Source organism: Tolypothrix sp. FACHB-123 (genome assembly GCF_014697075.1).
GTDB lineage: Bacteria > Cyanobacteriota > Cyanobacteriia > Cyanobacteriales > Nostocaceae > Aulosira.
This window is the reverse complement of the sequence record NZ_JACJRE010000027.1, coordinates 1-24,511: the sequence shown is the minus strand read 5'-3', so window position 1 is coordinate 24,511 and position 24,511 is coordinate 1. Positions and strand designations below refer to the sequence as shown.

Below are 24,511 nucleotides of genomic sequence, written 5' to 3'. Positions count from 1 at the left end.
AATTTATATTAATCATGTATTGACAATCCAGCCACATTATATTGAGCAGATAAATTTTGATTAATTGTGCAATTATATTGTCCTGAGTAGAAGATTTAATTAAGATAAAATTAAAAATTTTGCCAAACAGGAGAAAATATTAATCATTCAAAATAATATAATTCAATAATTGTTCCAATTTAGTTTAAGTTGGCAAATAATACTACATTTGGAATTTTTTCTTAAACGAAGAAATCACCAGATTTTTGCTATAAACAGGAATATTTAAGATAAAAGTTGGATAAATCAAGCAGAAACTAAGTATTTTCAGAAAATTAATGCTTTTTTGTTAGCCAGACTACATTTTTTAGAAAAAAATTAGCCAATTTGGCTAACGTCATTCCCAAGAGAGAGTATCATATAAGTATATACGTACATAATGAGTCATAGAGTTTCTACGAATCATTATGTATGGATAGAGAGAGTAGTAATTACTAAATAGTTGCTCAGTTAAAGTTGAATATCACATAAACTTTAACTAAAAAATAGTAGATAAAAATGGATATCCCGAACTTGGTATGCCGTGGTGAACTAGATATGAACCGAGAAGATAAGTTTTACAAATAAACAGTAGAGATAAACTTCATTCAACTGTTAATATTTGTAAGAAAAAAACTGACTCTTCAGTAAAGCTATTTACCCATAAAATTAGCTAAAAAAAGCGAAGTTTCAATTATAGAGAGCTTCCATGAAACAACCTTTACAATCTCTAGTTGATCAACATGTAAATTCATCAGCGATCGCCAGAAAATCTGAGCCATTAATGGCTATTGATGAAGATGACATGCTGCTAGATTTATCATCCGAAACAGCTTACCTTTACGGAGGTACAGCTGCTTCTGAACAGGTAATGACCAAGCAGCGTCATAATTTACCAGAAGATTTTGCGCCAGCAACGCCTAAGACATTTCCCGCTGAATCAGTCGATTGGTCTGGCTCTTTACAAACGGTTTTAGACGATCCACCTTCCTCTCTTCCCTATCACATAGTTTTGGGTGGAATCATCTTTGGTATGTCTGTTGTAGCTTGGGCGACAGTGGGACAGATTGATGAAGTGGGTAAAGCTTCAGGAAGATTAGTACCCCAAGGAGAGCCATATAAAATTCATGCAGTTGTCCCCGGTAAGTTAGCACGGATTAACGTTAAAGAAGGTGAGACGGTAACAGCCGGACAAGTACTAGCACAACTCGACAGAGAAATTGCTTTAAATGAAGTTGAGCGGTTAGCACAAGAGAGTGCATCTTATAAAACTCAACTAACTCAAACCCAAGCTTTAATTGAAAAAACCCACTTAGAAGCAAAAACCCGTGTAGCGATTACTAATGCGGAAATCAAGGCTCAAGAAGCAGTAATTAATCAAGCCAAAGCCAAAATTGAGAGTCAAAAAGTAGCGATCGCTCAAGGTCAACAAAAAGCTGATCTCAGCAAATCACTTGTAGCTCAACTGGATGTTGCCGCTAGTGCCGAACAGGAAAGATTAGAAAGATTAAAATCTTTAGCAGAGCAAGGTGCAATCTCCAAAGACCAAATATTTCAAGCACAGCAAAATTTAGGCGATCGCCAACGGAGTATTACCCAACAATTAGGAGAAAGCCAACAAGCTATTACAGAATCCCAACGACTACAAGCAGACTTACGCCAAGTGCTTGCAGAAGCCCAGCAACTACAAGAACAACTGGCTCAAAAACATGCTGAAGGTAACACAGTCCAAATACAGGCTCAGCAAACAATTCAAAAACTGCAAGTAGAAAAAACTCAGTTGTTTGCCAAAATGCAGCAGACTGAAAAACTTTTACAGCAGTCAAAAGCCCAATTAAGACAGCTTTCTTTAGCTGCACCCGTCGATGGTATGGTTCTGTCTCTCAATGTCAAAAACAGTGGGGAAGTGGTTCAACCAGGCCAAACAATAGCGGAATTGGCTCCTGAAAATGCACCGCTGATTCTGGAAACTGTAATACCTACTCAAGAAGCAGGCTTTATCCAACTAGGAAACCAAGCAAAAGTCAAATTTGATGCTTATCCCTATCAGGATTTTGGTGTAATTACAGGCAAAGTTATCTCTATTTCCCCTGATAGTAAGCCAGATGAGAAGCTAGGAACAGTCTACCGAGTTAGCATAGCTCTAGACCGAAATTATGTGAAGAAAAATCATCAAACTGTCAAATTTAAAGCAGGTCAGACAGCTAGTGCTGAGATTATTATCCGTCGCCGCAGCATTGCAGATATGATACTCGAACCAATTAAGCAATTACAAAAAGGCGGCATTAATTTATAAACCTCCAGTTAGTCCAGTTTAATAAGGGTTAATATTATGAGCTATCAAATGTCTTCTCCTCAAAAGAACTATCATAAAGCTATTAGTCCCGAACAATTGAATCAAGTAATAGAGGCAATTACTGAGGGCAGATATTCTTGGGCTTGCGTGCTACTGCTGCGTTTCGTTGGGTACAATCCATTGCACTTTATTCCCCAAAGAACTTACAGCCGTTTAATTAAGGAAAATAGTCAACCTCAAAGTACAATTGTACCTAATACTAATAGAAACCTATCAGCTAACCTGCCATCTTCCATGAATAACTCAACTCAAAGAGGTGGTTCTCAGGTTTTAAATAAAATTAATGACCTAGATTATCTAGAAACATCCGATAAAAAACAGACTAGTCTTAAGGGCGGTAATAAGGTGTTAGTTTTTCCCGAACCATTTCATCACAAAATGTTTCCCCCATTCTAAAAAATTATTTAAGATAACCCAAAACTCTTGACTCTATTAATCTGAAAATAGCCTTGAATCTTGACAGGAAAAAGAGATTTTCCAGCTTTAGTTGTGTGATTGATTAAACAGCATAGGGCTGATTTAGAGTGTTTCTCAAAGAATTACACCGATAGGGCACAACAATGTTGTGCCCTTAAGATAATTTATACCTAAAATGAAGAGAATCTACTGTATCGCTTGGGATTCCATTATTTACCAAATGAGGATTTTTAAGATATTGGTTAACGGCGGACATAAGATAAGTCTATGCTAAAAAATAAAAAAAAATCTCGCCAAAATGACCACCTTTTTGCAGAATAATTTTCTAATCTATAAATATCAATTAATTTGTTTTGAGTGAGCTAAATGCTGGACTATTTAGCTCACTTACTTGATTAGAAGCAGCAGATCTGCTACAGATTAATGCGTCTCAATAAATAGTAAAATTTGCACTTTTTAATAAATATTTAGAACAATGACAACACAGACCAAAATGATTGACTTCAAAGGACATATTATTTTTCCAGAAGAGATTATTGAATATCTCAAAAAGACTGTGCAAATTAAAGAATTGTGTAATAATATCTTATATCAAAAAATTATTGACAAAGCAGCTCAAGAAAGAGAGATAACACTGACTTCAGAAGAAATTCAGGCTGAAGCAGATCGCTTACGTTATGAAAATCGTTTAGTAAAAGCTAGCGACACTTTAGCATGGTTAGGAGATCAGCTAATTGTTGCCGATGATTGGGAAGCAGGAATTCGCGATAATTTGTTAACTAAAAAATTGTCGCAGAGTTTATTTAATAAAGATGTGGAAAAATATTTTTCCGAAAATCAACTTGATTACGATCAAGTTTTGCTTTATCAAATAGTAGTCCCACATATACAGTTAGCACAAGAAATCTGTTATCAAATTGAAGAAGGCGAACTCAGCTTTTATGAAGCTGCTCACATTTATGACATTGATGAAAAACGCCGCATTAATTGTGGTTATGAAGGAAAATTTTATCGCTGGAATCTGAAGCCAGATATCGCAGCAGTTATTTTTAGCACTAGACCGGGAGATTTGTTAGGCCCGCTGATCATAGACCAAGCAAGTTACATTTTTATGGTAGAAGAGTTCATTCCTGCTGAGTTAACGCCAGAAAGACATCAAGAAATTTTGGATAAAATGTTTAAAGAATGGCTATCTGCGGAACTCAACTATCTTTTAAATGCTTAAGAAGACAACCTTTGTGCAAAAAATATATATTGCAAATATCTAAAATTCTGGCGAGAAGTTAATTAATAATTGTGCTGACTAATCTTTTAAAGATTCAGCTTGCATTACAGTGATTTCAAAGTAATTTAAGGGCTTGGTAGACCCTGATAACCATACCCTTGAAGTCGTTTATCTGCTTTATTTTAATTTTACTAGCTGTCAGTTGGGTTGCCAATTTGCCATTTTGACTGAAGCGGAGAGTTTTGAATAATTAGCAATTCAACAAAAATCAGGATATGATAATCCATACCCTGAGTTAAAAAAGAGTTAACTGAACAGATTTTTGAGTGCAAACGATAGGATTAGTTGCGTAAAATCGCAGACAAAGAACTTTGCTTGCGAATATCCATCAAATCTGCCAAAGACTCTTTGCTTTTTTCCACACGATAGCCATGTTCTGGTGGTAGAACTGTCATGAGCGGTTTTGTCCGAGATTGCATAGAGGCTAGGGGAGTGAGTGATGAGGATGGGACAAAAACCGGGGGATTGTTGGCTGGTGGTGATTTTACTCTCTGTGGTTGGCTTTTGACGGTGCGTGTGGGATAACGTCTAACTTGTTTATGGGCTTTTTGCGCATTTGTAGGACGGTTGAGGACACGCAAAATTATTAAGCAACCACTAGCACAGCTAAGAGCGATCGCTGCAACCATCCACAAAGGTGTAGGATTATTATTCTCAGAGGGCGTATTGTTGACTGCTTCAGCTACAGTTGCAACATCTGGGTTGTGTTTATCTACCTCTTCTGGCTGTTGGACATTGCCAACAGAACCCAGGTTATATAAAGCAAGCACAGCACTTGCAACAAATACTGCTGATAACCCAATCAACAACAGCCAAGGATGGCGTGTAAGCAGATGTATCAGAAATTGCGAGCTACTGAATGCTCTCGATTTACTGTTTGTCAGCTCTGGAGTGACCCCAGTTTGGGTTGGCTCATGCTGTACACTCTGACTATTTTCCATAGATTACTTTCAGATTTGTACCCCTCTCGATCCAAGATCATACTGGAGGAAGCGAGTATCAGGTATCCGTAGTCAAATTTTGTAATCGAGTAACTTTTGTGTGCAGTTTTAGATACTAAATCCCTAAACTTTCTCTGAAAATCTGATTTTTCACCGATTTAAAGAGTGTCTGTTAACTGCATGGTTATGCTTAACTCTTTCCTTCGACTGGCGTATCTCTTTCTATAGCTAGTTGAATTAATTTATCTACTAATTCCGCGAAGGGTATGCCACTATATGCCCAAAGTTGGGGATACATACTAGTTGCAGTAAATCCTGGTAGGGTATTGATTTCATTGATCAACACCTCTCCTGTGGCTTCCACGTAGAAAAAGTCTACTCTTGCCAGCCCAGCAGCATCAACAGCAGCAAAGGCTTTTAATGCCATGTCCTGAATTTGACTAGCGATCGCTTCCGGTATAACGGCTGGTATCAGTAAATCTGCCAGTCCTTGAGTATATTTTGTTTCATAATCGTAAAAATCGCTATTATAAGTAATTTCGCCAATAACCGAGGCTTGGGGTTGATCGTTACCTAAAACAGCACATTCTACTTCTCTGGCGACAACTCCAGCTTCGACAATAATGCGACGATCGTAACTAGCTGCATTATCTAACGCCGCTTCTAATTCTTGGCGCGATCGCACTTTGGCAATTCCCACTGATGAACCTAAGTTTGCGGGTTTGACAAAACAGGGATAACCAAGTTCCGCTTCAATTTCATCGCATAATTTGGGGAATACGCAAGGATTTGACCAAATTTGCGCTCTCGTTACTGCCTTGTATTTTACTTGCGCTAGTCCAGCTTGAGCAAAGGCAACTTTCATGCCAATTTTATCCATCCCCGTTGCTGAACCTAACACCCCAGAACCCACAAAAGGAACTTGCATTAAACTGAGTAACCCTTGAATTGTCCCATCTTCCCCATTCGGCCCGTGGAGAATGGGAAACCATAAATCTACTTCTTGTGTTTGGGGAGGAAATTGCCAAAGGTTAGGAGAAGTTACAGAACTTTGATAAACAGCGCCAGAGTCTAAAACTTGTTGAGCAATTTCCCCAGATTGCCAAAAACCATCTTTTTGGATGTAAAATGGCAGAATATCATACTTGCTAGCATTTTGCTCCGCACTCAAAGCTTTAGCGATCGCTCTGGCTGAACTAATTGAAACTTCATGTTCTCCAGAACGACCGCCAAACAGCAAACCTACCCGCAGTTTAGTCATTTTCAGTACCTAATAGCTTTGTCTCGCAGTTAGCCTATCACAATCGGATTGGTTAGTTGTCAGTTGTCATTTGTCAGTTGTCAGTAGGGGCGGGTTTATTGAGAATAATCGTTGATCGGTGAGGATATTTGTGAACCCGCCCGTACAACAGTCATCAGTCAACAGTCATCTCTAAGTTGTTAATTTTTTTGGTTATATGTGATATAATATGTTGCTTTACATATTAATTTCCGTGTAATCGCTGGTTCACGCGCCTCAATCAGAGTCCATCGGTCAAAGTCTAAATCACAAATGAGACTCAGAAAGAAGAATTTAGAACTCAGCATTAGCCAACGACCCATTGCAGTTGACTTGTTCGCAGGTGCAGGTGGGATGACTCTTGGCTTTGAACAAGCTGGCTTTGATGTACTAGCGGCGGTGGAAATTGACCCGATTCATTGCGCAATCCACGAATATAATTTTCCCTGGTGCAAGGTGTTGTGCCAAAGTGTTGTGGATACTACCGGGGAAGAGATTAGAAAGCGATCGCCAATTGGCGATCGAGAAATTGATGTAGTAATCTGCGGGAGTCCCTGTCAAGGGTTCTCTATTATTGGTAAACGGCTTTTTGATGACCCACGCAACTCTTTAGTATTTCATTTTTATCGCTTAGTTTTGGAATTACAACCAAAATTTTTTGTGATGGAAAATGTTCGAGGTATTACCATCGGCGAACATAAACAAATCCTGCGAAATTTGATTACTGAATTTCAAATTAAAGGTTATCAAGTAGAAGAAAATTACCAAATTCTTAACGCTGCTCATTATGGAGTACCACAGGCGAGAGAAAGATTATTTCTTTTAGGAGCAAGGGAAGATGTAGTATTACCAAAATATCCCCACCACCTCACACAAATAGCTAAACCTCATACATCATCAAAGAAAAAATCATCTGTATTACCAATAAGTCCGACAGTTTGGGATGCAATTGGCGATATCCCAGAAGTTGAGCAATATCCTGAGTTGCTGCTAAGAGATTGGGTAGAAGCAGAATATGGTAAACCTAGCAATTATGCTCTTATACTTCGCGGTATTAGAACTTTAGATAATGATTATTCCTACTCGCGTAAATTTGATTCGCGAATTCTCACTTCTAGCTTTCGCACAAAGCATTCAGATGGGACTAGGGAACGCTTTGCAGCGACAGTTCAAGGCGAGAGAGAACCAATTAGTCGGTTTCATAAATTGCACCCTGCTGGTGTTTGTAATACATTAAGAGCAGGTACAGATATGTATCGAGGTTCGTTTACTTCACCTCGACCAATTCATCCTTTTACGCCTAGATGTATCACAGTTAGAGAAGCCGCGCGGTTACATTCCTATCCTGATTGGTTTAGATTTCATGTGACTAAATGGCATGGATTTCGCCAAGTTGGTAATTCTGTACCGCCACTTTTAGCTAAGTCCATAGCATTGGAAGTTATGAAGGCATTGAATATATTGCCATGTAAACCTGAAGTAATTCAAGAACTAGGCGATGAAAATTTATTACATTTAAAAATGTCGGAAGCTGCTAAATATTATTTATAATTTGTAATTCAATATCTAAAATTAAGTATGATAAATTTTGTGTACGGGTGAATCTATGAGGTGGGATATGACAGTATTGCGCGAGTCACCCTGGTATCAAGAAATTTTGCGTGAAGGCGAAATCCGTGGGGAACAACGAGGTGAACAACAAGGTGAACGAGAACAAGCGCTAGCAAATCTTCAAATGACGCTGGAAATGAAGTTTGGTAATGAGGGATTACAATTAATGTCACAAATTAGCCAAATTGCTGATTTGGATAGCTTAACAGCGATTTTTCGAGGCGCAATCGCATCTAACGCAATTGAAGATTTACAAAACTTAATAACTCAGGTGTGTAATCAGTCTGCATAAAATTGCGATCGCCAACCTATTGATGGAGTGAAGCGGTTCAAACCTAGCCAACACTACTCATATCAAAGGAATAACGATCGTGAAAACTCAAATTCTCTTAAATCTTGCTTGTTCTCTATCTTTATTAGGTGCTGTTACAGTTCCAGCTATGGCGCAACAAGTTCCTAGCGTACCACCTCAACCTCAAGCAATTAGTCAAGAAATTACTATTCCCCAAGATACAGCCATTATTGTCTCATTTCCCACACCTGTAACCGTTGATGTGGGGCAAAAGAAAGATTATCCTTTGACACTTCCTTTAGCGAGTGCAATTAAAGATGCTCAAGGTAATGTTGTAGCACCAGAAAATACTCCGGTAACTATTATTTTGAAACCAACTGATGGGGGTGCTAAAATTATCGCTCAGTCGTTAGTAATTAATGGTCGAATTGTCTCGATTAAAGCATCAAGTCAAATGATTCCTGGTACTACTATTACCCATAAACGAGCTAATGACAAAGCAGTCGAAAACGGTTCTGTTTGGGGTAGAATCACTGGCAGTACTTTAGGTTTTATTAGCAATGGCGATCCGGAACAATTTGATCGAGGTGCAATGTTAGGAAGCGCTATTGGCTTAGTTTCCGGTTTGCGTTCCGCAGAAAACACCAGAATTGTCCAGATTCCCCAAAGCAGCGTTTACGTTTTGTCACTAGAAGCACCTATCCAATTTTCTGGGCGCTAGTCTCATCTTCATGAGAAAAACCAGATTCTTTGGGATGTAATACTGTTAAATGAAAGCCATGTCTAGTTTCGATTTTTAAATACCGTGATTGCAATGGTTGCCACTGCTGCCATAATTGATAACGATTGTCTGCTAATAATTTATTCAGCCCATGCAAATGACTGTGCATATCTGACTTAAAGACATTCTCCAGCCACTCAGTTAAAACTACGCTATCTTGCATCGCGCCTAAAACGTCTTGAATACTTTTTACATCTGCAATGTAAGCGGCGTAAGATTCGCTATATAAATCAGCAAATAACTCCATTTGGTAGCGTACACGTTTAGCTTGTTTACGCAAATCATGTAATGTTTCACCTTCTTTGGTTAATTGCTGTTCTATCTTTTCTGCTTCCCAATTTTGATGAACTTTTAACTGTGATTCGACAAATTCAGTCCCAGCTAACCAACCAGGATGTAATAGAAATTGGCTCACTTCTGGTAATAGTAAATCTGGTAAAACCTGCCCGATACTAATATCAGCTAAATCGTGATAGGTGGGTTTTTCTAACCACTCTTCCATTGATTGTTTGAGTGACTTATAAGATTCATCCTTTAAGGTTGTCTGGACTATAGATAATGCATGTTCCCGTTGTTTGGCGATCGCATCAAATGCTGTATGCAAATATGTCTGTTCTTTATGTGATAACCGTGGTTTATAATCTTTTTCTAAATTCTCTTTGAGTACGTCTAAGTCTCTTAAACCACCAAGTTTGCGAGCAATTTTACCGATATTTTTATCACTGACCGGCTTCGGTAAATCTAAGACTATAGCGAATCTACTGACAGCAGTACGCAAGCGACGCATCCCTACACGCATTTGATGTAAAGCTTCTGGATCTTCATCCTTCTTGACTGATTTTTCCCACTTGAGAATTTTCTTATAATGTTTTTGTACTCCTTCGTAAGCGTAGTCTCCGAGAGTTTGCACTGGAGTATTTTTTGCTAATTCCATAAATTACACCAATTCCATACGCAATCTGATTACTGCATCATAACATTCGTTAAAGATTTGCATAGATAACTTTTGATGTTTTTTAAACTCAAATCTTCATTAAATTTTTTATTGGCACTAAGTATCAGTTATTATCTGCGATCGCTAATTTGATCTTAGCTATAAATGACATATACCGAAATAATACTAAAGGTAAGATTATTTCTATCTCTCCAGCTAGATTTAGTGTAAATTACAATACAAATAAAATGATACTAAGTCTAGTATGCAAATATTGTGCAAATAATACTGTAAGATGTATAACAATACCTTTTTAGAGCAAGTATTTTTAACCTTTGTTGAGAGTTTTGCTAAACACAGAAAAGACCTATCCGCAATCATGCTAACTCCACAACAGCATTTATGGTTAGGCTCGGATGAAAGCTCAACTCTAGAAAGACTCTCGTTAATTGAAAGTAACAAATTTGCTGACCATCAACAATTTAGAATAGCAGAATATATTGATTTACCAGCACCAGAAAGCGAAGAAATTGATATTGAAGGGCTTGCTTATGCAGATTACTACTTATGGTTTGTTGGTTCTCACAGCTACAAACGCAAAAAGCCGAAAAGCAAATATACTGATGTCAAAAATATTGAAAGATTAGCAACAGTTACATCAGAAGCTAACCGGTATATCTTAGGGAGAATTCCCCTAGTAAATGGAGAATTATTCTCATCTTGCTCCCATCCAGATAACCCAAATGAGCAATTAAACGCCGCTAAACTAGAGTTAGCTAACCAGGGTAATTTGCTCATGACAGCCTTAGCAAACGATCCGCATTTAGGATTTTATATTCAAGCAGCAATTCCCGGAAAAGATAATGGCTTTGATATCGAAGGACTCAGCATTTATCAAAACCGCATTTTCCTTGGTTTACGAGGGCCAGTATTACGAGGTTGGGCTGTAATTCTAGAAATAGAATTAGAAAATTATCACCTAGGAGTGATGACATTAAAGCCAATTGATGAACAAAACAAAGGATATAAAAAGCACTTTCTCTGGTTAAATGGTTTAGGAATTCGCGATTTGTGCCTAGATGGAGAGGATGTCCTAATTTTAGCTGGGCCGACGATGGATTTAGACGGCCCAGTGCAAGTTTATCGTTGGCAAGGTAGTCTCCATTCAGCAGAAAATACTCTGAGTTACCCGGAGTTAGTCCAAGATGTTCCCTATGGAAACAGGGAAGATCATGCAGAAGGTATGACTCTATTTAATGATGTGGCTGGTAAACCTTCATTATTGGTAGTGTATGACTCTCCGGCTAAAAATAGGTTAATAGACGATCGCACAGTCATAGCCGATGTCTTAGAGTTAGGGAAATAATTCAAAGATTAGTAGAGATTGCTTGCACGGGACAAGTAGGAATACACTGTTCACAGACAATGCAGCGCGATCGCGTGAATGTCAGCTTGTATGTTTCTGGATGCAGACTCAGCGCTTCAGTGGGACAAACCCCAGTACACAAACCACAGTGGACACAAGTATCTTCATCAATGATAATTTCGCCCAAGGTATGAGAGACATTGATATTTTGCGATCGCATCCATTCAATCGCCGCATCTAGTTGATCGATATCTCCCGATAGTTCGACCACCAATTTGCCTATTTGATTGGGCGCAACTTGCGCACGGATAATATTAGCAGCCACATTAAACTCTTTTGCCAGTCTATAGGTAACCGGCATTTGGACAGCGCGTTTCGGAAATGTTAAAGTAACTCTTTTTTTCACGGATTTGTTAGTTGTCAGTTGTCAATTGTCAGTTGTCACCCTAGTCCCTAGCCCCTATCCCCTAACCGCTTCCGCTAAACTGAAGATGATCCTGCTTAATATGTTTTAATAATTTTGTTATGACACCGGATTCACCTGTTAATTCTTCCGCCAAGCCTGAATCTATTTTAGGAGGGCGTGTGAGAAATTTCTTAATAGCCATAGTAGCGATCGCCCTCAGCGTCGCCTTAGTGTTAGGACTGCGAACCGAGACGACTTCTGCATCTCTGAGCAAGTTAGGTGAGTCCTCTACACCTCTAGAAGTTGCGATCGCTAACGGTAAACCCTCACTGGTGGAATTTTACGCTGATTGGTGTACAGTCTGCCAAAAAATGGCACCAGATATGGCTGAGTTAGAACAGCAATATGCTGACAAACTAAATTTTGTCATGCTGAATGTGGATAATACCAAATGGCTGCCGGAAATGTTGAAATATCGGGTGGATGGAATTCCCCATTTTGTATTTTTGGGTAAGGATGGAGAAGCGATCGCCCAGGCTATTGGCGATCAACCACGTACTGTCATGGCTAGTAACTTGGAAGCTTTACTCACTAATTCTCCCCTACCTTATGCCCAAACTAGCGGCAAGGTTTCTAAATTTTCTGCACCAGTTACACCTACGGCTAGTCAAGATGACCCCCGCAGCCACGGTTCCCAAGTGGTCAATTAACGCCGTAATTCTCAAAAAACAATATATTTTAACTTCTTAAACATGTACTGTTTAAGAGGTTTTTTATTGTCATATTTACGACTTTCATCTTTTTATATTGCTGAGATATCCTGATATCTACTTATTAATAATATAACAGTACTCTGATATTATTTTTTCACAAATATATAGATTATTAATGCAAATAATTGGGCTATTGTAGCGCATTCCAGTAGAGATTAACTAAAGAGTGCCAAAAATCATCCTACGGATTTTCAGAATCCAACTTTGGTATTAGATAAACTCTTGATTGACAAGTCATAACCTTATGAATTTTCCAGTTTGTTCTGATAACTACAACTGCTTGATATATAGCAAAGTATATTCAGAATAAGCTGGCGTAATTACTAGCGTTAATGACTCATAAGCTAAAAATTTAACTGAAAGTTAATTATTTCATTAATTTTTTAGGAATTGAGTAGAGACTTGCATCAAGCATCAAGCAAGTATTTAAAAAGATAACGACCGCAAATCTATATGGTTTGTTCCTAAGTCAATTACTCAAAATTCCCCAAAGCCCTATCAAGTAAAATTCTTATATTTTGTAATATGAACACAACAACCCAAATTAACCATAAACAAACGGCTCTAATTACTGGCGCGGCTAATGGTATTGGCTACGAATTAGCTTATATTTTTGCGATGAATGGCTACAACTTGGTATTAGTAGATAGAATTGCTCATAAATTAGCTGAAGTAGCCGATAAATTCCGCGATAAATTTGGAATTTTTGTCAAAACTATTGTCAAAGATTTATCTATCCAAACATCACCGGAAGAGATTTTTACTGAATTACAACAGGAAGTTATTCAAATTGATGTTTTGGTAAATAATGCGGGATTTGGGATTCATGGGTTATTTAATGAGACGAACTTAACAACAGAACTAGAAATGTTGCAAGTAAATTTAGTATGTCTCACCCATTTAACCAAGTTATTTCTCAAAGATATGGTTAAACAAGGTAAAGGAAAAGTTTTAAATCTGTCTTCTGCTGCTGCGTTTCAACCAGGCCCTTTAATGGCTGTTTATTTTGCCACTAAAGCTTATATTTTATCATTTTCCCAAGCACTAGCTAGTGAATTAGAAGGTACAGGTGTCACTGTCACGGCGTTATGTCCAGGCCCTACACAATCAGCTTTTCATGAGAGAACTGGAATTGCAGGTGCTAGACAGGTAGAAAATAATAATATGATGGATGCACAAACAGTTGCTAAAATCGGTTATCAGGCTTTAATGCAAGGTAAAACTGTGGCTATTCCTGGCTTGAAAAATAAATTACTGGCGGAACTTGTCAGATTTACGCCAAGGAATTTGGTCACAAAAATTGTCAAAAGTATGCAAGAAATTAAATAATTAGAATTGGCTAGGCGATCGCATTTGACTTGGCTTGTGGTTAAAGTAGGTAAAGTGCGATCGCACAAACCCAATGATCTCACCTTTGCACCTTGAAACCCTTTATGGCATAGGATGGAATAGCAAATCTGGGAAAACGAAGTTAAAAATAGCCCAGATAGAAAAGGCGATTGATATCGCTAGAACCGCCAGCACAGGGGCGAGTGAAAGATATTTCTGGAAATAGCCTGTTTGGTTATTTGTTTTCTGCATAGAGAAGCCTCTCATACCATTTGAGTAATTAACTTGGAAAAGTGCGGTAAACGGAACATTCCTATTTTTGTGATACGTAAATCACTGAAAAAATATCCTTCGTTTTCTCAGCAAGAGAAATCCGCGAATCAAAAATTCGACCGCACAACTAAAATATTAATTATTAATAATTTTTGAAACTTCTAACCCAAGTAATGCTTTGTATTAAATTATTTTGTAGTTATGCTTACTTTCAATAGTCAGCACTTGCATTTTTTTACTACAGTAGAGGCTGGTGTACAGCTATTGACAACAAGACCAAGAATTGATTAGTTTTCTATCTTATTTTGATAAGAATCTAAAATCCCACTGCGCATAATTAGCTGCGGCCAAATTAATAAAAAGAAACCCATCCAAATTAATATAGGGATAGAAATCAGAACCGTTAACCAAATAGTTTTAAATAGTAACCAACTACCGCTAATTATGGTTACACCTGTGAGGAGAATAGACCAAGGCTGACACCACCAAGGCTTAAAATTCCAAGGACTTAAGGGCTTATTTTCAGTCATTCTTTTAATTGCGTGAAATTACGAATTATCTTTGCTCAATTATGTTGTGGATTTGGCAATGCCAACCATATCATGATTTGGCTGGGCATTGCTACATAGATTTACACCCATCAAAATACTAGCCCTGAAAAGAAGATTACACTCACACCAACAATCAATATCTTTCTTCCTAGTCCCTAGTCCCTAGTCCCTAGTCCCTAAACCCTACCTTCCGTTAGGTTTCCATTCGGGCAATGGGATGTAATCATCTTTGAGAATATCGTAAACTTGGATTTCACCACCAGGATTTAAGACGCGAAATATATAAATCGTGTCAACGTGGTCTACATGATTCTCCACGACGCGAATGGTGTAGTAAGGTGTCTCTGGCGTTGGCGAACTATCGAGAATTGTCGCTACGCGGATAGTTCCGCGAGAAAGGCGTTCAATTTCTCTGGCTTTGCGTTTGACTTGTGGGAGTTTCTCCACTAACTTTAAAGCAGCTTTCTCATCAAGTTCACTAGGATTTTGAGCAAATTTTATAACCTTATTTGCGACAAAATCAGGAGATATTTGGACATAGTTGATCCCCATTTGAGCATCATTCATCGTGCTTTTAGCGATGGCTGATTGCCCTGCTACTGCTAGAAAAAATGTAATAATTAGAGGACTATAGGTGAACCTCTGCATAACCCTACCTATCAACATTCTGATTTGCTCTAAATGAGAACTCGTTATAAATTCAGCATATCGGCAGAGGAATCAAAATGTCATCTTTATTTGGAATAATGTTGATGATGCTGATAAAGATAAGATAAAGCCAAATAAGAAAGCCCTTGGAGTGGGCGAGAGAAAGTATGCTACAGCTGATATTCATAGTGTTTTTTGTAATTTTAGGTTCAGCAGTTTGCTCTGGTATAGAAACGTCGCTGTTTTCTGTTTCTACCCTGAGAGTAAGACAGTTAGCACAATCAAATAATCCTTCCGTTATTGCCCTGTTGGCGATTCGTGAAAATATGAATCGGCCCATTGCAACTATTGTTATCCTTAATAATACTTTCAATATTATTGGCAGTATTCTCACAGGTAATCTTGCTACTCAAATACTAGGATCTCAGTGGCTTGGTGTATTTTCAGGAGTATTAACATTTTTGATTATTATCTTTGGGGAAATAGTCCCAAAGACAATAGGGGAGCGTTATGCAGAACAAATTGCCATATTTGCAGCCCTACCTGTAACTGGACTTTCTATTGTCTTTACACCTTTAGTATGGATTTTAGAAAATGTGACGGCATCCTTCTCTAAAGGTAAAAAAAGACCAACAACGAATGAAGCTGAAATTAAATTCTTGGCGAAAATAGGTCAACAGGAAGGGATTATCCAGAGTGATGAAGCAGAAATGATTCAACGAGTCTTTAGATTAAATGATGTAACGGCCTCTGATTTGATGACACCCCGTATCATGCTGACATATATACGCGGTCATCTCACTCTTGCTGAGGCTAAAACAGACATTATTGCCTCTCAACATACCCGGATTATTGTAGTTGATGAATCTATTGATGAAGTAATAGGATTTGCCTTAAAACAGAAATTACTCACAGCAATGGTTGAGGGAAAAAACGATCAAAAAATTGCCACACTAACAAGAAAAGTTAACTTTGTTCCAGAAACTATTCGAGCAGATAAACTGCTAAAAAACTTTATAGAAGTTCGTGAACATCTTGCAGTCGTCGTGGATGAATATGGTAACATCGCTGGTGTCATCACTTTGGAAGATGTATTAGAGGTGATAACTGGTGAAATTGTAGATGAGACTGATAGAACCGTTGACTTGCAAGAGATTGCACGCAAGAAGCGAGAAAAAATGTTGCAGTCTTTTGAGAGAATCACAAACTATGCAGACTCCTAGAACACCAGGGTATCAACCTCTTTTTATCTCTCGACTACTTCCCGGACTAATTGTGCCAATTTATCAGCACTATCGGGAATAGCGATCGCTTTTGCTTTCTCTCCCATTTTCGCTAATTCTGTGGAGGAGTTCAACAAGTTTAAAACTTGAGTTTGCAAAATTTCCGGGGTTAACTCTGATTGCTTAAAGGCTAAAGCTGCGCCTGCTTGAGTAAAGACGTTAGCATTATAGGTTTGATGGTCTTCTGCTGCAAAGGGGTAAGGAATCAAAATCGCTGGTGTTCCACACACCGCCAACTCAGTTAAACTACCCGCACCAGAACGGCTAATAGCTAAATTTGCTCGCTGCAACAATGCCGCCATATTGTTATAAAATGGCAAAGCTATATACTGGGGATGTTTTAAACTCTCCGCCTCTGCATCATTCTCGCCAGTTAAATGCACGACATAAGCGCCAGCATCAAACCAAGCTGGTGTGGCGGCGCGAACTAACTTATTTACTGCGACTGCGCCTTGGCTACCACCAAAGACAATAATTAAGGGAACTCCATCAGGAATGGGTAAATCTAGCGATGCATGATGAGTTTCCTCTAAAAATTGCGATCGCACTGGCGTACCCACATATATACTTTTAGCACGAGGTAAATACTGGGCAGCGGCTTCAAAGCCTATCGCCACAGCATGACACCAAGGGCCAAAAAACCGCGTCACTTTCCCCGGTAAAGCGTTAGATTCGTGGAAAACTACGGGTATTCCTAAAGACCGCGCCGCAATCACCGCCGGGCCTGCAATATAACCGCCAGTAGTAAATACGCCTTGAAATTTGCCCTGCTTGAGGATGCGTCTAACTTTGAGAATCGAACTCAGCAGTTTACCTAAAATAGGAACAGAGGAAATGCCAAAACCTTGCTGAAACCCCTCGACTGCAATAGTATGCAATTGATACTGCTTAGGAACAAGCTGAGTTTCTAAACGATTGGGCACACCCAACCATTCAATTTCATATTCTGGCAGTTTTTCTGCCAAGGCGATCGCCGGAAACAGATGTCCGCCAGTCCCACTGGCTGCTACTAATAATCTAATCGGTGTTTCTTCTACCATTAAACCTCTACCATTTAGCGCTTAGCTTAACTAAGATAAAACAATTTCCTACCTTATCAAGTAAAATCAGTAAACTCTTGCCAATGACTAAGATTATTACTTTATTACTCAAACGCCACCGCAAATTCCCCGCTAGCATCTGGCTAATTTTATCCATACTGACAGTAAGTATTGCAAGTACTTGGCAATGTACTCAAGCTAGTACACCGCGTAACTTACAACCAGCTAAAAAACCCACATCACAGAGACTAGCCACAGAGAAATACGCCCAAAATGCACCTGCGCAATTAACAAATTTGTTAGCACAAATTGATGCAGCTGCTAACCAAGGTGATGTGAAAAAGGTAATCGAATTCTACAGCCCTAATTTTGCTCATGGTGACGGTTTAAATCGCCAAACCCTAGAAAAAGCCTTAATTGATCTCTGGAAGCGATATCCAAAATTAAGATACACCACTCAGTTGCAATCTTGGCGCACTGAAGGGAATGCGATTGTCGCAGAAACAGTCACTAATATCACTGGCTTACCTTCTGCTAACAGTAATAATATGGCGCTGAATGCCACAATTAAGTCCCGTCAGCGCATCACAGGTGGCAAAATCGTCCGTCAAGATATTTTAACCGAACGGACTTTACTCACTTCCGGCAGCAAACCACCGCAAGTTGATGTTAAGTTACCACAACAAGTGAGAGTTGGACAGCAATATAATTTTGATGCCATCGTCCAAGAACCTTTAGGCGACGAATTTCTTTTAGGAACAGCCATAGAAGAACCTATTCAAGCAGATAAATATCTCAACCCCACACCTGTAAATTTAGAATTACTCAATTCTGGCGGATTGTTTAAAGTCGGACGCGCCCCCTCTACCCCTGGTAGTCATTGGCTTTCTGCCGTAATTCTCAGGGGAGATGGAATGACAATGGTAACCCAGCGTTTACAAGTTGTGAAAAAGTGAATTGGGCATGGGGCATTGGGCATTGTTTGTTCGCCTTTATCCCTAGCCCCTAGCCCCTAGTCCCTAGCCTCTGTCATTAGTTCCGAATTATTGGACAATGGACAATGGACTGTTGACTATTGACTAACAATGATTTCCCTGCAAAATCAAATCATTCTCATCACTGGCGCAAGTAGTGGTATTGGTACTGCTTGTGCCAGAGTATTTGCTAATACAGGTGCAAAATTAATTTTAGCGGCGCGGCGGCTGGAACGCTTACAGGAACTAGCTGATACGCTCAAAAAAGAGTTTAATACTGAGACTCATTTAATACAATTAGATGTGCGCGATCGCGCTGCGGTGGAATCTGCTATTGCTAACTTACCTCCCGACTGGGCTGATATTGACATTCTCATTAACAATGCGGGATTAAGTCGCGGTTTAGATAAGTTACATGAAGGTAGCTTTGCAGATTGGGAAGAAATGATTGATACCAACATTAAGGGCTTACTTTACCTTACCCGTTATGTGGTGCCGGGAATGGTAAAACGCGATCGCGGTCATGTGGTAAATATTGGTTCGATCGCCGGACATCAAACCTACCCCAATGGTAATGTTTATTGTGGGACAAAAGCTGCTGTCAGAGCTATTTCTGAAGGTTTAAAGTTAGATTTATTAGGCACGCCAATTCGCGTTACTTCTGTCGATCCCGGAATGGTAGAAACGGAATTTAGTGATGTGCGGTTTCATGGTGATACCGAACGCGCCAAAAAAGTTTACCAAGGAGTTACGCCCTTAACTCCCGATGATGTGGCAGATGTGGTATTTTTCTGCGTCACGCGATCGCCCCATGTCAATATCAATGAAGTAGTCCTCATGCCTGTAGATCAAGCTAGCGCCACCCTGGTAAATCGGCGCACGTGAGGGGTAGGGAGACAAGGAGGACAAATGCCCAATGCCCAATGCCCAATGACTATTTTGCGATCGCAGGTAAAAACATCTGCGATTTTTTATTTTCACAAGTTGCAACTCATAATCATTTCGACTATGATTTATTTAGAGCGACGAAATAAATAACCCCAGCGATGGAAAGCTTAGTCATTGGTGCAATAGCCAGCTTAGGTGCAGGTATTGCCACATTTATTGTTACTTAACCAGTATTATTACCAATCAATCTGACGCAACGCTTAGAAACAGAAGGCACTATGGGTGTGATTTTGGGCTTTGTCATCATGATGTTTTTAGATACTGCCTTATGGTAGTGTCTCTAAACTTTCAATATGATGCTTAAAATCTCTTTTTTTCTGCGTCTCTGTGTGAGATTTATTTAAGTTTATTTAACAGACAAAACAATAATTATTCACCTTACTTTTCTAATTTATCGGAGCAAAGTATGAACATGATTCGCTTTGAACACATTAACCTTTCTTGTAAAGATATCGACGCCACGAAGAACTTTTATCAAACACTATTCCCAGATTGGTATGTTCGCGCCGAAGGTGTATTTAATGGCGATCGCTGGATGCATTTTGGTAATAACCAATTTTATCTAGCTTTGAATGATGATTCACAACAAGAAAGGGTACATAAACCTTATGAAAGTATTGGCATAAATCATGTTGGCTTCGTTATTAACGACGGCGAAGCCATGCAAAAATTGCTGGAAACTAACGGCATTGATTATTACACAATGACAGCCGCCGAAACCAAGCATAGAATTTATGTCAACGACCCCGATGGTAATGAAATTGAGTTAGTTGAATATCATCCCGACTATACCTTGGCTTAGTATGTATGGGGTGCGTTACACTTCGTAACGCACCCTATTTTGGCCTAATTCACATCAGTCCTCATTGGCATTAATTATTTAAATCTATCTAATGGTAGATGCAAAAATAATATTACAATTATTCTATATCATAAGGATGATCTACCAGCTTGCAATCTATTAAAATAAACCGATTGAGTAAGATGGTGATATAGAAGCTTAAAAGCTTCAAAGCGCCAATTTTGAGCGTTTTACGACGCAAGGAAAAAATTGATAAATATCATTAGTAAAAATTAATAGTAATTCTCAAATCTAGAGAAATCCGATTTAATTTTTGATTGAATTTATGAAAAATGTCAGTGTAGCGTGCGTTAATTGTAAGCCGTAACGCACGAAAATTTTTGTTGCAATGGAAAAATCCCACAACTAAACATAAAAATCTCGCTTCCCCTGTGCAATGTGATCTATTTCAAGCTATGGGGAAGAAAAATTTCGATATTTATTCCCTAATTATCTAAGCTATTCTGCTTTTGAGTTGCACAATCAATTGTGAAGGCTGTCAACAATCAACAATCAACAACCCTTGTTAGTAGTTATGCCATTTAGACGCACATTACCTTACCTCAGTTAGTTGCAAACTGCTGTATCAATATTTTGTTTGTGATTTTCGCAACGAAAAAAATTAATATAGGCTTTTTATATCTGCTGGTAATCTATTGATAAGCAAGGTATTCATAGACATATAAGTTTATGTTTTTATGGCGATATAAAATATTTTTGTGAATAGATAAATTAAAAATTAAAGAAGTCAGAGCTAGACTAAACTCGGCTAAAATCTTGAAAAATTCACATCAAAAATATTGCCAAATCACAAATTTTATCTACCCATTTTCATGGTGAATTTTGGCATCGCGGATACAGAAGAACTATTGAGTACAATATGCAGAACGATCATCTCTTCGCATTACCGACTCTCGCACAGGTAATCGATCCCCATCCTTTGACGGTTACACCCGATACTACTGTAATGGATGCGATCGCCTTTATGAGTCAGGCGCGAGATAGAAGTTGTAGTTTAGATGATGGAAAGTCCACATCAACACTGAGTTCTTCCTATTCAGGACTCAATAATTATGTGTTAGTGACAGAACAAGCAAATCTACGAGGTATCTTTACTGAAAGAGATGTAGTCAGACTAATTGCTACAGGGGTAAACTTAGCAAATATTAAAGTCAGTGAAGTGATGACACAACAAGCCATCACCCTGCAATATAGTGCTGCTTACAATGCGGCGATTCCCCTATCTCTGATGCGCCAGCATCAAATTCGCCATCTTCCGATTGTGGATAAGCAGGAAAAATTACTGGGAATTGTCACTCACAACAGCCTGCGTCAAGCGCTCCAACCTGCTAATTTGCTGAAATTGCGCCTAGTTCGGGAAGTAATGCTGACTCAGGTGATTCATGCACGCCATACCACCTCTGTACTCGATTTAGCTCAATTGATGAACCAGCATCGGGTTAGCTGTATCGTCATTGTCGAACCGCAAGCAGCAGACAACAGTGAATTACTTTACCCCATAGGTATCGTGAGCGAGCGAGATATTGTGCAATTTCGGGCTTTAAATCTCGATTTAGCCCATACCCAAGCAATAACAGTCATGAGTTCGCCTTTATTTACTGTCAAGCCAGAGGATTCAATGTGGGCTGCTTATCAACAAATGCAGCAACGTTATGTCCGCAGATTAGTAGTAACAAGCGATCGCAGCGAACTCTTGGGAATTGTCACTCAAAGCAGTTTTCTCAATGCCATCGATCCCTTAGAAGTATCGAGTGTAATTGTCACATTACAACAGCAAATTGCCGACAAAAGTAGTGAACTTGGCCAAGTCAGTCAGCAATTGCAGCAGTTAGAAGTAGAACTGTACCAGAGTAACGAGCGTTTAAAACTAGCGCTAGAGGCTGCTCACGCTGGCTCTTGGGATTGGGACATGGTGACGAATCAGACAATTTGGACACCTTACCATGAGATTATCTTTGGCTATCAACCAGGAACCCCAAACCGCAGTTATCAAGATTGGGCGGATCGAGTCCACCCTGAAGATTGGGAGCATATTCAGGCTTGTATGCAAAAAGCGATCGCCAATCGACAAAACTATATATGTGAATATCGGATAATTCTTCCAGATAATCAGATTCGCTGGGTAAATTCTCGTGGTAGTTTTTATTATAATCTGCGTGGGCAAGCAATACGCATGGTGGGAGTAGTAGATGACATCACCGAGCGGAAACTAGCAGAATCAGTCCTCCGTCAAGCCCGTGAAGAATTAGAAATCCGTGTAGCGCAGCGAACTGCTGAACTATCTCAAGAAAAACAAGCATTTCGAGCGCTAGCAGACAATGCACCCGATATTATTGCTAGATTTGATGCTAATCTTTGCCATCTTTACGTGAATCGAGTGATTGAAGCCGAAACAGGCTTACCTGCCCATGAGTTTATCGGTAAAACCAACGAAGAGTTAGGAATGCCAGCCGCTCAAGTGGCTATATGGAACGCAACTCTCACAAAAGTATTTACCACAAGACAGCCAGAGGAAATAGAATTTGAATTTCCCAGCCCCAATGGTGTGAAATATTACCAAAGTCGTTGTGTGCCAGAATTTGACCAAAATGGCAACGTCGCGTCAGTACTCACAATTGCGCGCAATATTACCAAGCATAAACAAGCAGAACTTGCTCTGCGCCAAAGTGAAGCCAAATATCGCTGTATTGTGGAAACTGCTATAGAGGGTGTATGGGCTGTAGATGCTGAGGGGAAAACAACCTTAGTTAATCAACAAATGGCCTCGATGTTGGGCTATACCATCGAGGAAATGCAGGAAAAATCGCTGTTTGAATTTATGGACGCACAGGGACAAGCGATCGCCTTACAATATTGGCAACGTCGGCAACAAGGCATTAGAGAACAGCACGACTTTAAATTTCGCGATCGCAATGGTTGTGATGTTTGGGCGATTGTCTCTGGAACTCCCATGTTTGATGAAAATGGTGAATATATCGGTGGTTTAGGCATGATTACCGATATCACAGGGCGCAAACAAGCAGAAGAGAAAATGCGCGAACAAGCAGCCTTAATTGATATTGCCACAGATGCAATTTTTGTCACCAATCTGCACAACCAAATCTTATTTTGGAGCTTAGGATCTGAGCGATTATATGGCTTTTCTGTCGCCGAAGCTATTAACAAGACAGGCCAAGAGTTATTTAATGATGATGCATCTCAACTCACAACAGCAATAAAAACTACTTTAGAAAAAGGCTGCTGGTGGGGAGAATTGGAGCAACGTACCAAAGCAGGTACAAAAATTATCGTTGAGAGTCGTTGGACTCTGGTGCAGGAAGAATCAGGAGAACCAAAATCTATCCTGATTGTCAACACTGATATTACAGAAAAGAAGAGTCTAGAAAAGCAATTTTTACGGGCGCAACGTCTGGAAAGTTTGGGAACTCTAGCTAGCGGTATCGCCCATGACCTCAATAATATATTTACACCGATTTTGGCAATTTCTCAACTTTTACCATTAAGAATTAAAACAGTTGATAGCAAAACCCAAGAATTAGTGGAAGTTTTAACTAAAAGTGCTAAACGTGGCAGCGACTTAGTTAAACAAATACTCATGTTTGCTAGAGGAACAGAAGGTAAACCCATCTGTTTACAAATTGGACATTTACTTTTAGAAGTAGCAAAAGTTATTACACAAACATTTCCCAAATCTATTGAAATTACCACCAACATTCCTGTGAGAACTTTGTGGATAGTCAAAGGCCATCCTACGCAAATGCATCAGATTTTTATGAATCTTTGTGTCAATGCTCGTGATGCGATGCCCAATGATGGAACTCTCAATATATATGCTGAAAATCAGTTTATTGATGAAATTTATACCCAGATGGATGTTAATGCCCAGGTGGGAAATTATGTGGTTATTACCATTGGCGATACAGGTATAGGTATTCCCCCAGAATTAATGGATCGGATTTTTGACCCTTTTTTCACCACCAAAGAACCTGGTAAAGGCACAGGATTAGGGCTTTCTACTGTGATTAGTATTGTCAAAAATAGTGGGTTCTTTAGTACTTGTTATGCTAAACTAACAATCAAAATGCCAGTTTAACAAGCATCTAATTCGGAAGTTTTCAAAGTTTCTAAATCCATAAGCCGAGCG

Annotated in this window: 22 protein-coding genes; 14 read left to right on the top strand and 8 right to left on the bottom strand. The window is 39.1% G+C overall.

Going from position 1 to position 24,511, the window contains the following annotated elements; genetic code table 11:
- The first annotated feature begins 727 nt into the window (after window positions 1–727).
- From H6G41_RS18280 to H6G41_RS18270, 3 genes are all read left to right on the top strand, one after another.
- Window positions 728–2,314, top strand: a complete 1,587-nt coding sequence (locus tag H6G41_RS18280) for an HlyD family efflux transporter periplasmic adaptor subunit (protein ID WP_242037968.1) — start codon at window positions 728–730, stop codon at window positions 2,312–2,314.
- Between the two features lie 36 nt (window positions 2,315–2,350).
- A complete protein-coding gene (locus H6G41_RS18275) occupies window positions 2,351–2,770 on the top strand; it encodes a HetP family heterocyst commitment protein (protein ID WP_190747609.1) in 420 nt (139 codons plus the stop codon).
- Window positions 2,771–3,284: 514 nt separating this feature from the next.
- A complete protein-coding gene (locus tag H6G41_RS18270; protein WP_190747660.1) occupies window positions 3,285–4,016 on the top strand; it encodes a peptidylprolyl isomerase in 732 nt (243 codons plus the stop codon).
- A 341-nt stretch (window positions 4,017–4,357) separates the two neighbouring features.
- Here the strand turns inward: H6G41_RS18270 and H6G41_RS18265 are convergent, their stop codons facing one another.
- Window positions 4,358–5,017, bottom strand: a complete 660-nt coding sequence (locus H6G41_RS18265) for a hypothetical protein (protein ID WP_190747608.1) — start codon at window positions 5,015–5,017, stop codon at window positions 4,358–4,360.
- A gap of 190 nt (window positions 5,018–5,207) precedes the next feature.
- A complete protein-coding gene (locus tag H6G41_RS18260) occupies window positions 5,208–6,278 on the bottom strand; it encodes a D-alanine--D-alanine ligase family protein (RefSeq protein WP_190747607.1) in 1,071 nt (356 codons plus the stop codon).
- Window positions 6,279–6,569: 291 nt separating this feature from the next.
- Here H6G41_RS18260 and H6G41_RS18255 point away from each other — a divergent pair, with 291 nt between their 5' ends.
- From H6G41_RS18255 to H6G41_RS18245, 3 genes are all read left to right on the top strand, one after another.
- Entirely contained in the window at window positions 6,570–7,847 is a 1,278-nt protein-coding gene (locus H6G41_RS18255) for a DNA cytosine methyltransferase (protein ID WP_190747606.1), read from the top strand.
- 67 nt (window positions 7,848–7,914) lie between these two features.
- Window positions 7,915–8,199, top strand: coding sequence for a hypothetical protein (locus tag H6G41_RS18250; RefSeq protein ID WP_242037967.1), 285 nt, complete (start codon window positions 7,915–7,917; stop codon window positions 8,197–8,199).
- Between the two features lie 79 nt (window positions 8,200–8,278).
- Complete coding sequence (locus tag H6G41_RS18245) at window positions 8,279–8,920, top strand: hypothetical protein (RefSeq protein ID WP_190747604.1); 642 nt, start codon at window positions 8,279–8,281, stop codon at window positions 8,918–8,920.
- Here H6G41_RS18245 and H6G41_RS18240 read toward each other — a convergent pair.
- Complete coding sequence (locus tag H6G41_RS18240; RefSeq protein ID WP_190747603.1) at window positions 8,898–9,914, bottom strand: CHAD domain-containing protein; 1,017 nt, start codon at window positions 9,912–9,914, stop codon at window positions 8,898–8,900. The genes H6G41_RS18245 and H6G41_RS18240 overlap by 23 nt on opposite strands.
- A 295-nt stretch (window positions 9,915–10,209) precedes the next feature.
- Here H6G41_RS18240 and H6G41_RS18235 point away from each other — a divergent pair, with 295 nt between their 5' ends.
- Window positions 10,210–11,280: a DUF3616 domain-containing protein gene (locus H6G41_RS18235; protein WP_190747602.1), complete on the top strand. Its 1,071-nt coding sequence runs from the start codon at window positions 10,210–10,212 to the stop codon at window positions 11,278–11,280.
- Window position 11,281: 1 nt separating this feature from the next.
- Here H6G41_RS18235 and H6G41_RS18230 read toward each other — a convergent pair whose 3' ends face one another.
- Complete coding sequence (locus H6G41_RS18230) at window positions 11,282–11,686, bottom strand: NIL domain-containing protein (protein WP_190747601.1); 405 nt, start codon at window positions 11,684–11,686, stop codon at window positions 11,282–11,284.
- 119 nt (window positions 11,687–11,805) lie between these two features.
- On the opposite strand from H6G41_RS18230, the gene H6G41_RS18225 reads away from it, so the two are divergent.
- Complete coding sequence (locus H6G41_RS18225; protein WP_190747600.1) at window positions 11,806–12,396, top strand: thioredoxin family protein; 591 nt, start codon at window positions 11,806–11,808, stop codon at window positions 12,394–12,396.
- A gap of 588 nt (window positions 12,397–12,984) precedes the next feature.
- On the top strand, window positions 12,985–13,788 hold the full coding sequence (locus H6G41_RS18220) for an SDR family oxidoreductase (RefSeq protein WP_190747599.1): 804 nt from the start codon (window positions 12,985–12,987) through the stop codon (window positions 13,786–13,788).
- 102 nt (window positions 13,789–13,890) lie between these two features.
- On the opposite strand, the gene H6G41_RS18215 is transcribed toward H6G41_RS18220, so the two are convergent.
- From H6G41_RS18215 to H6G41_RS18205, 3 genes are all read right to left on the bottom strand, one after another.
- Complete coding sequence (locus H6G41_RS18215) at window positions 13,891–14,040, bottom strand: PsaJ protein (protein ID WP_190747598.1); 150 nt, start codon at window positions 14,038–14,040, stop codon at window positions 13,891–13,893.
- A 308-nt stretch (window positions 14,041–14,348) separates the two neighbouring features.
- Window positions 14,349–14,591 (bottom strand): DUF6737 family protein, encoded by a 243-nt coding sequence (locus H6G41_RS18210; RefSeq protein ID WP_190747597.1) that lies wholly within the window; start codon window positions 14,589–14,591, stop codon window positions 14,349–14,351.
- Window positions 14,592–14,795: 204 nt separating this feature from the next.
- Window positions 14,796–15,278: a hypothetical protein gene (locus H6G41_RS18205; protein ID WP_242037966.1), complete on the bottom strand. Its 483-nt coding sequence runs from the start codon at window positions 15,276–15,278 to the stop codon at window positions 14,796–14,798.
- 149 nt (window positions 15,279–15,427) lie between these two features.
- Between H6G41_RS18205 and H6G41_RS18200 the strand changes: the two genes are divergently transcribed.
- Complete coding sequence (locus H6G41_RS18200; RefSeq protein WP_190747596.1) at window positions 15,428–16,483, top strand: hemolysin family protein; 1,056 nt, start codon at window positions 15,428–15,430, stop codon at window positions 16,481–16,483.
- A gap of 23 nt (window positions 16,484–16,506) precedes the next feature.
- On the opposite strand, the gene murG is transcribed toward H6G41_RS18200, so the two are convergent.
- A complete protein-coding gene (gene murG, locus H6G41_RS18195; RefSeq protein WP_190747595.1) occupies window positions 16,507–17,583 on the bottom strand; it encodes an undecaprenyldiphospho-muramoylpentapeptide beta-N-acetylglucosaminyltransferase in 1,077 nt (358 codons plus the stop codon).
- A gap of 83 nt (window positions 17,584–17,666) precedes the next feature.
- On the opposite strand from murG, the gene H6G41_RS18190 reads away from it, so the two are divergent.
- From H6G41_RS18190 to H6G41_RS18175, 4 genes are all read left to right on the top strand, one after another.
- Window positions 17,667–18,539, top strand: coding sequence for a nuclear transport factor 2 family protein (locus H6G41_RS18190; RefSeq protein ID WP_190747594.1), 873 nt, complete (start codon window positions 17,667–17,669; stop codon window positions 18,537–18,539).
- A 129-nt stretch (window positions 18,540–18,668) separates the two neighbouring features.
- The gene (locus H6G41_RS18185; RefSeq protein ID WP_190747593.1) at window positions 18,669–19,442 is read left to right on the top strand and encodes an SDR family oxidoreductase; all 774 of its coding nucleotides are present in this window, start codon (window positions 18,669–18,671) and stop codon (window positions 19,440–19,442) included.
- A gap of 469 nt (window positions 19,443–19,911) precedes the next feature.
- Complete coding sequence (locus tag H6G41_RS18180) at window positions 19,912–20,307, top strand: VOC family protein (protein ID WP_190747592.1); 396 nt, start codon at window positions 19,912–19,914, stop codon at window positions 20,305–20,307.
- 919 nt (window positions 20,308–21,226) lie between these two features.
- Window positions 21,227–24,460: a PAS domain S-box protein gene (locus H6G41_RS18175; protein ID WP_190747591.1), complete on the top strand. Its 3,234-nt coding sequence runs from the start codon at window positions 21,227–21,229 to the stop codon at window positions 24,458–24,460.
- The last annotated feature ends 51 nt before the right edge of the window (window positions 24,461–24,511 follow it).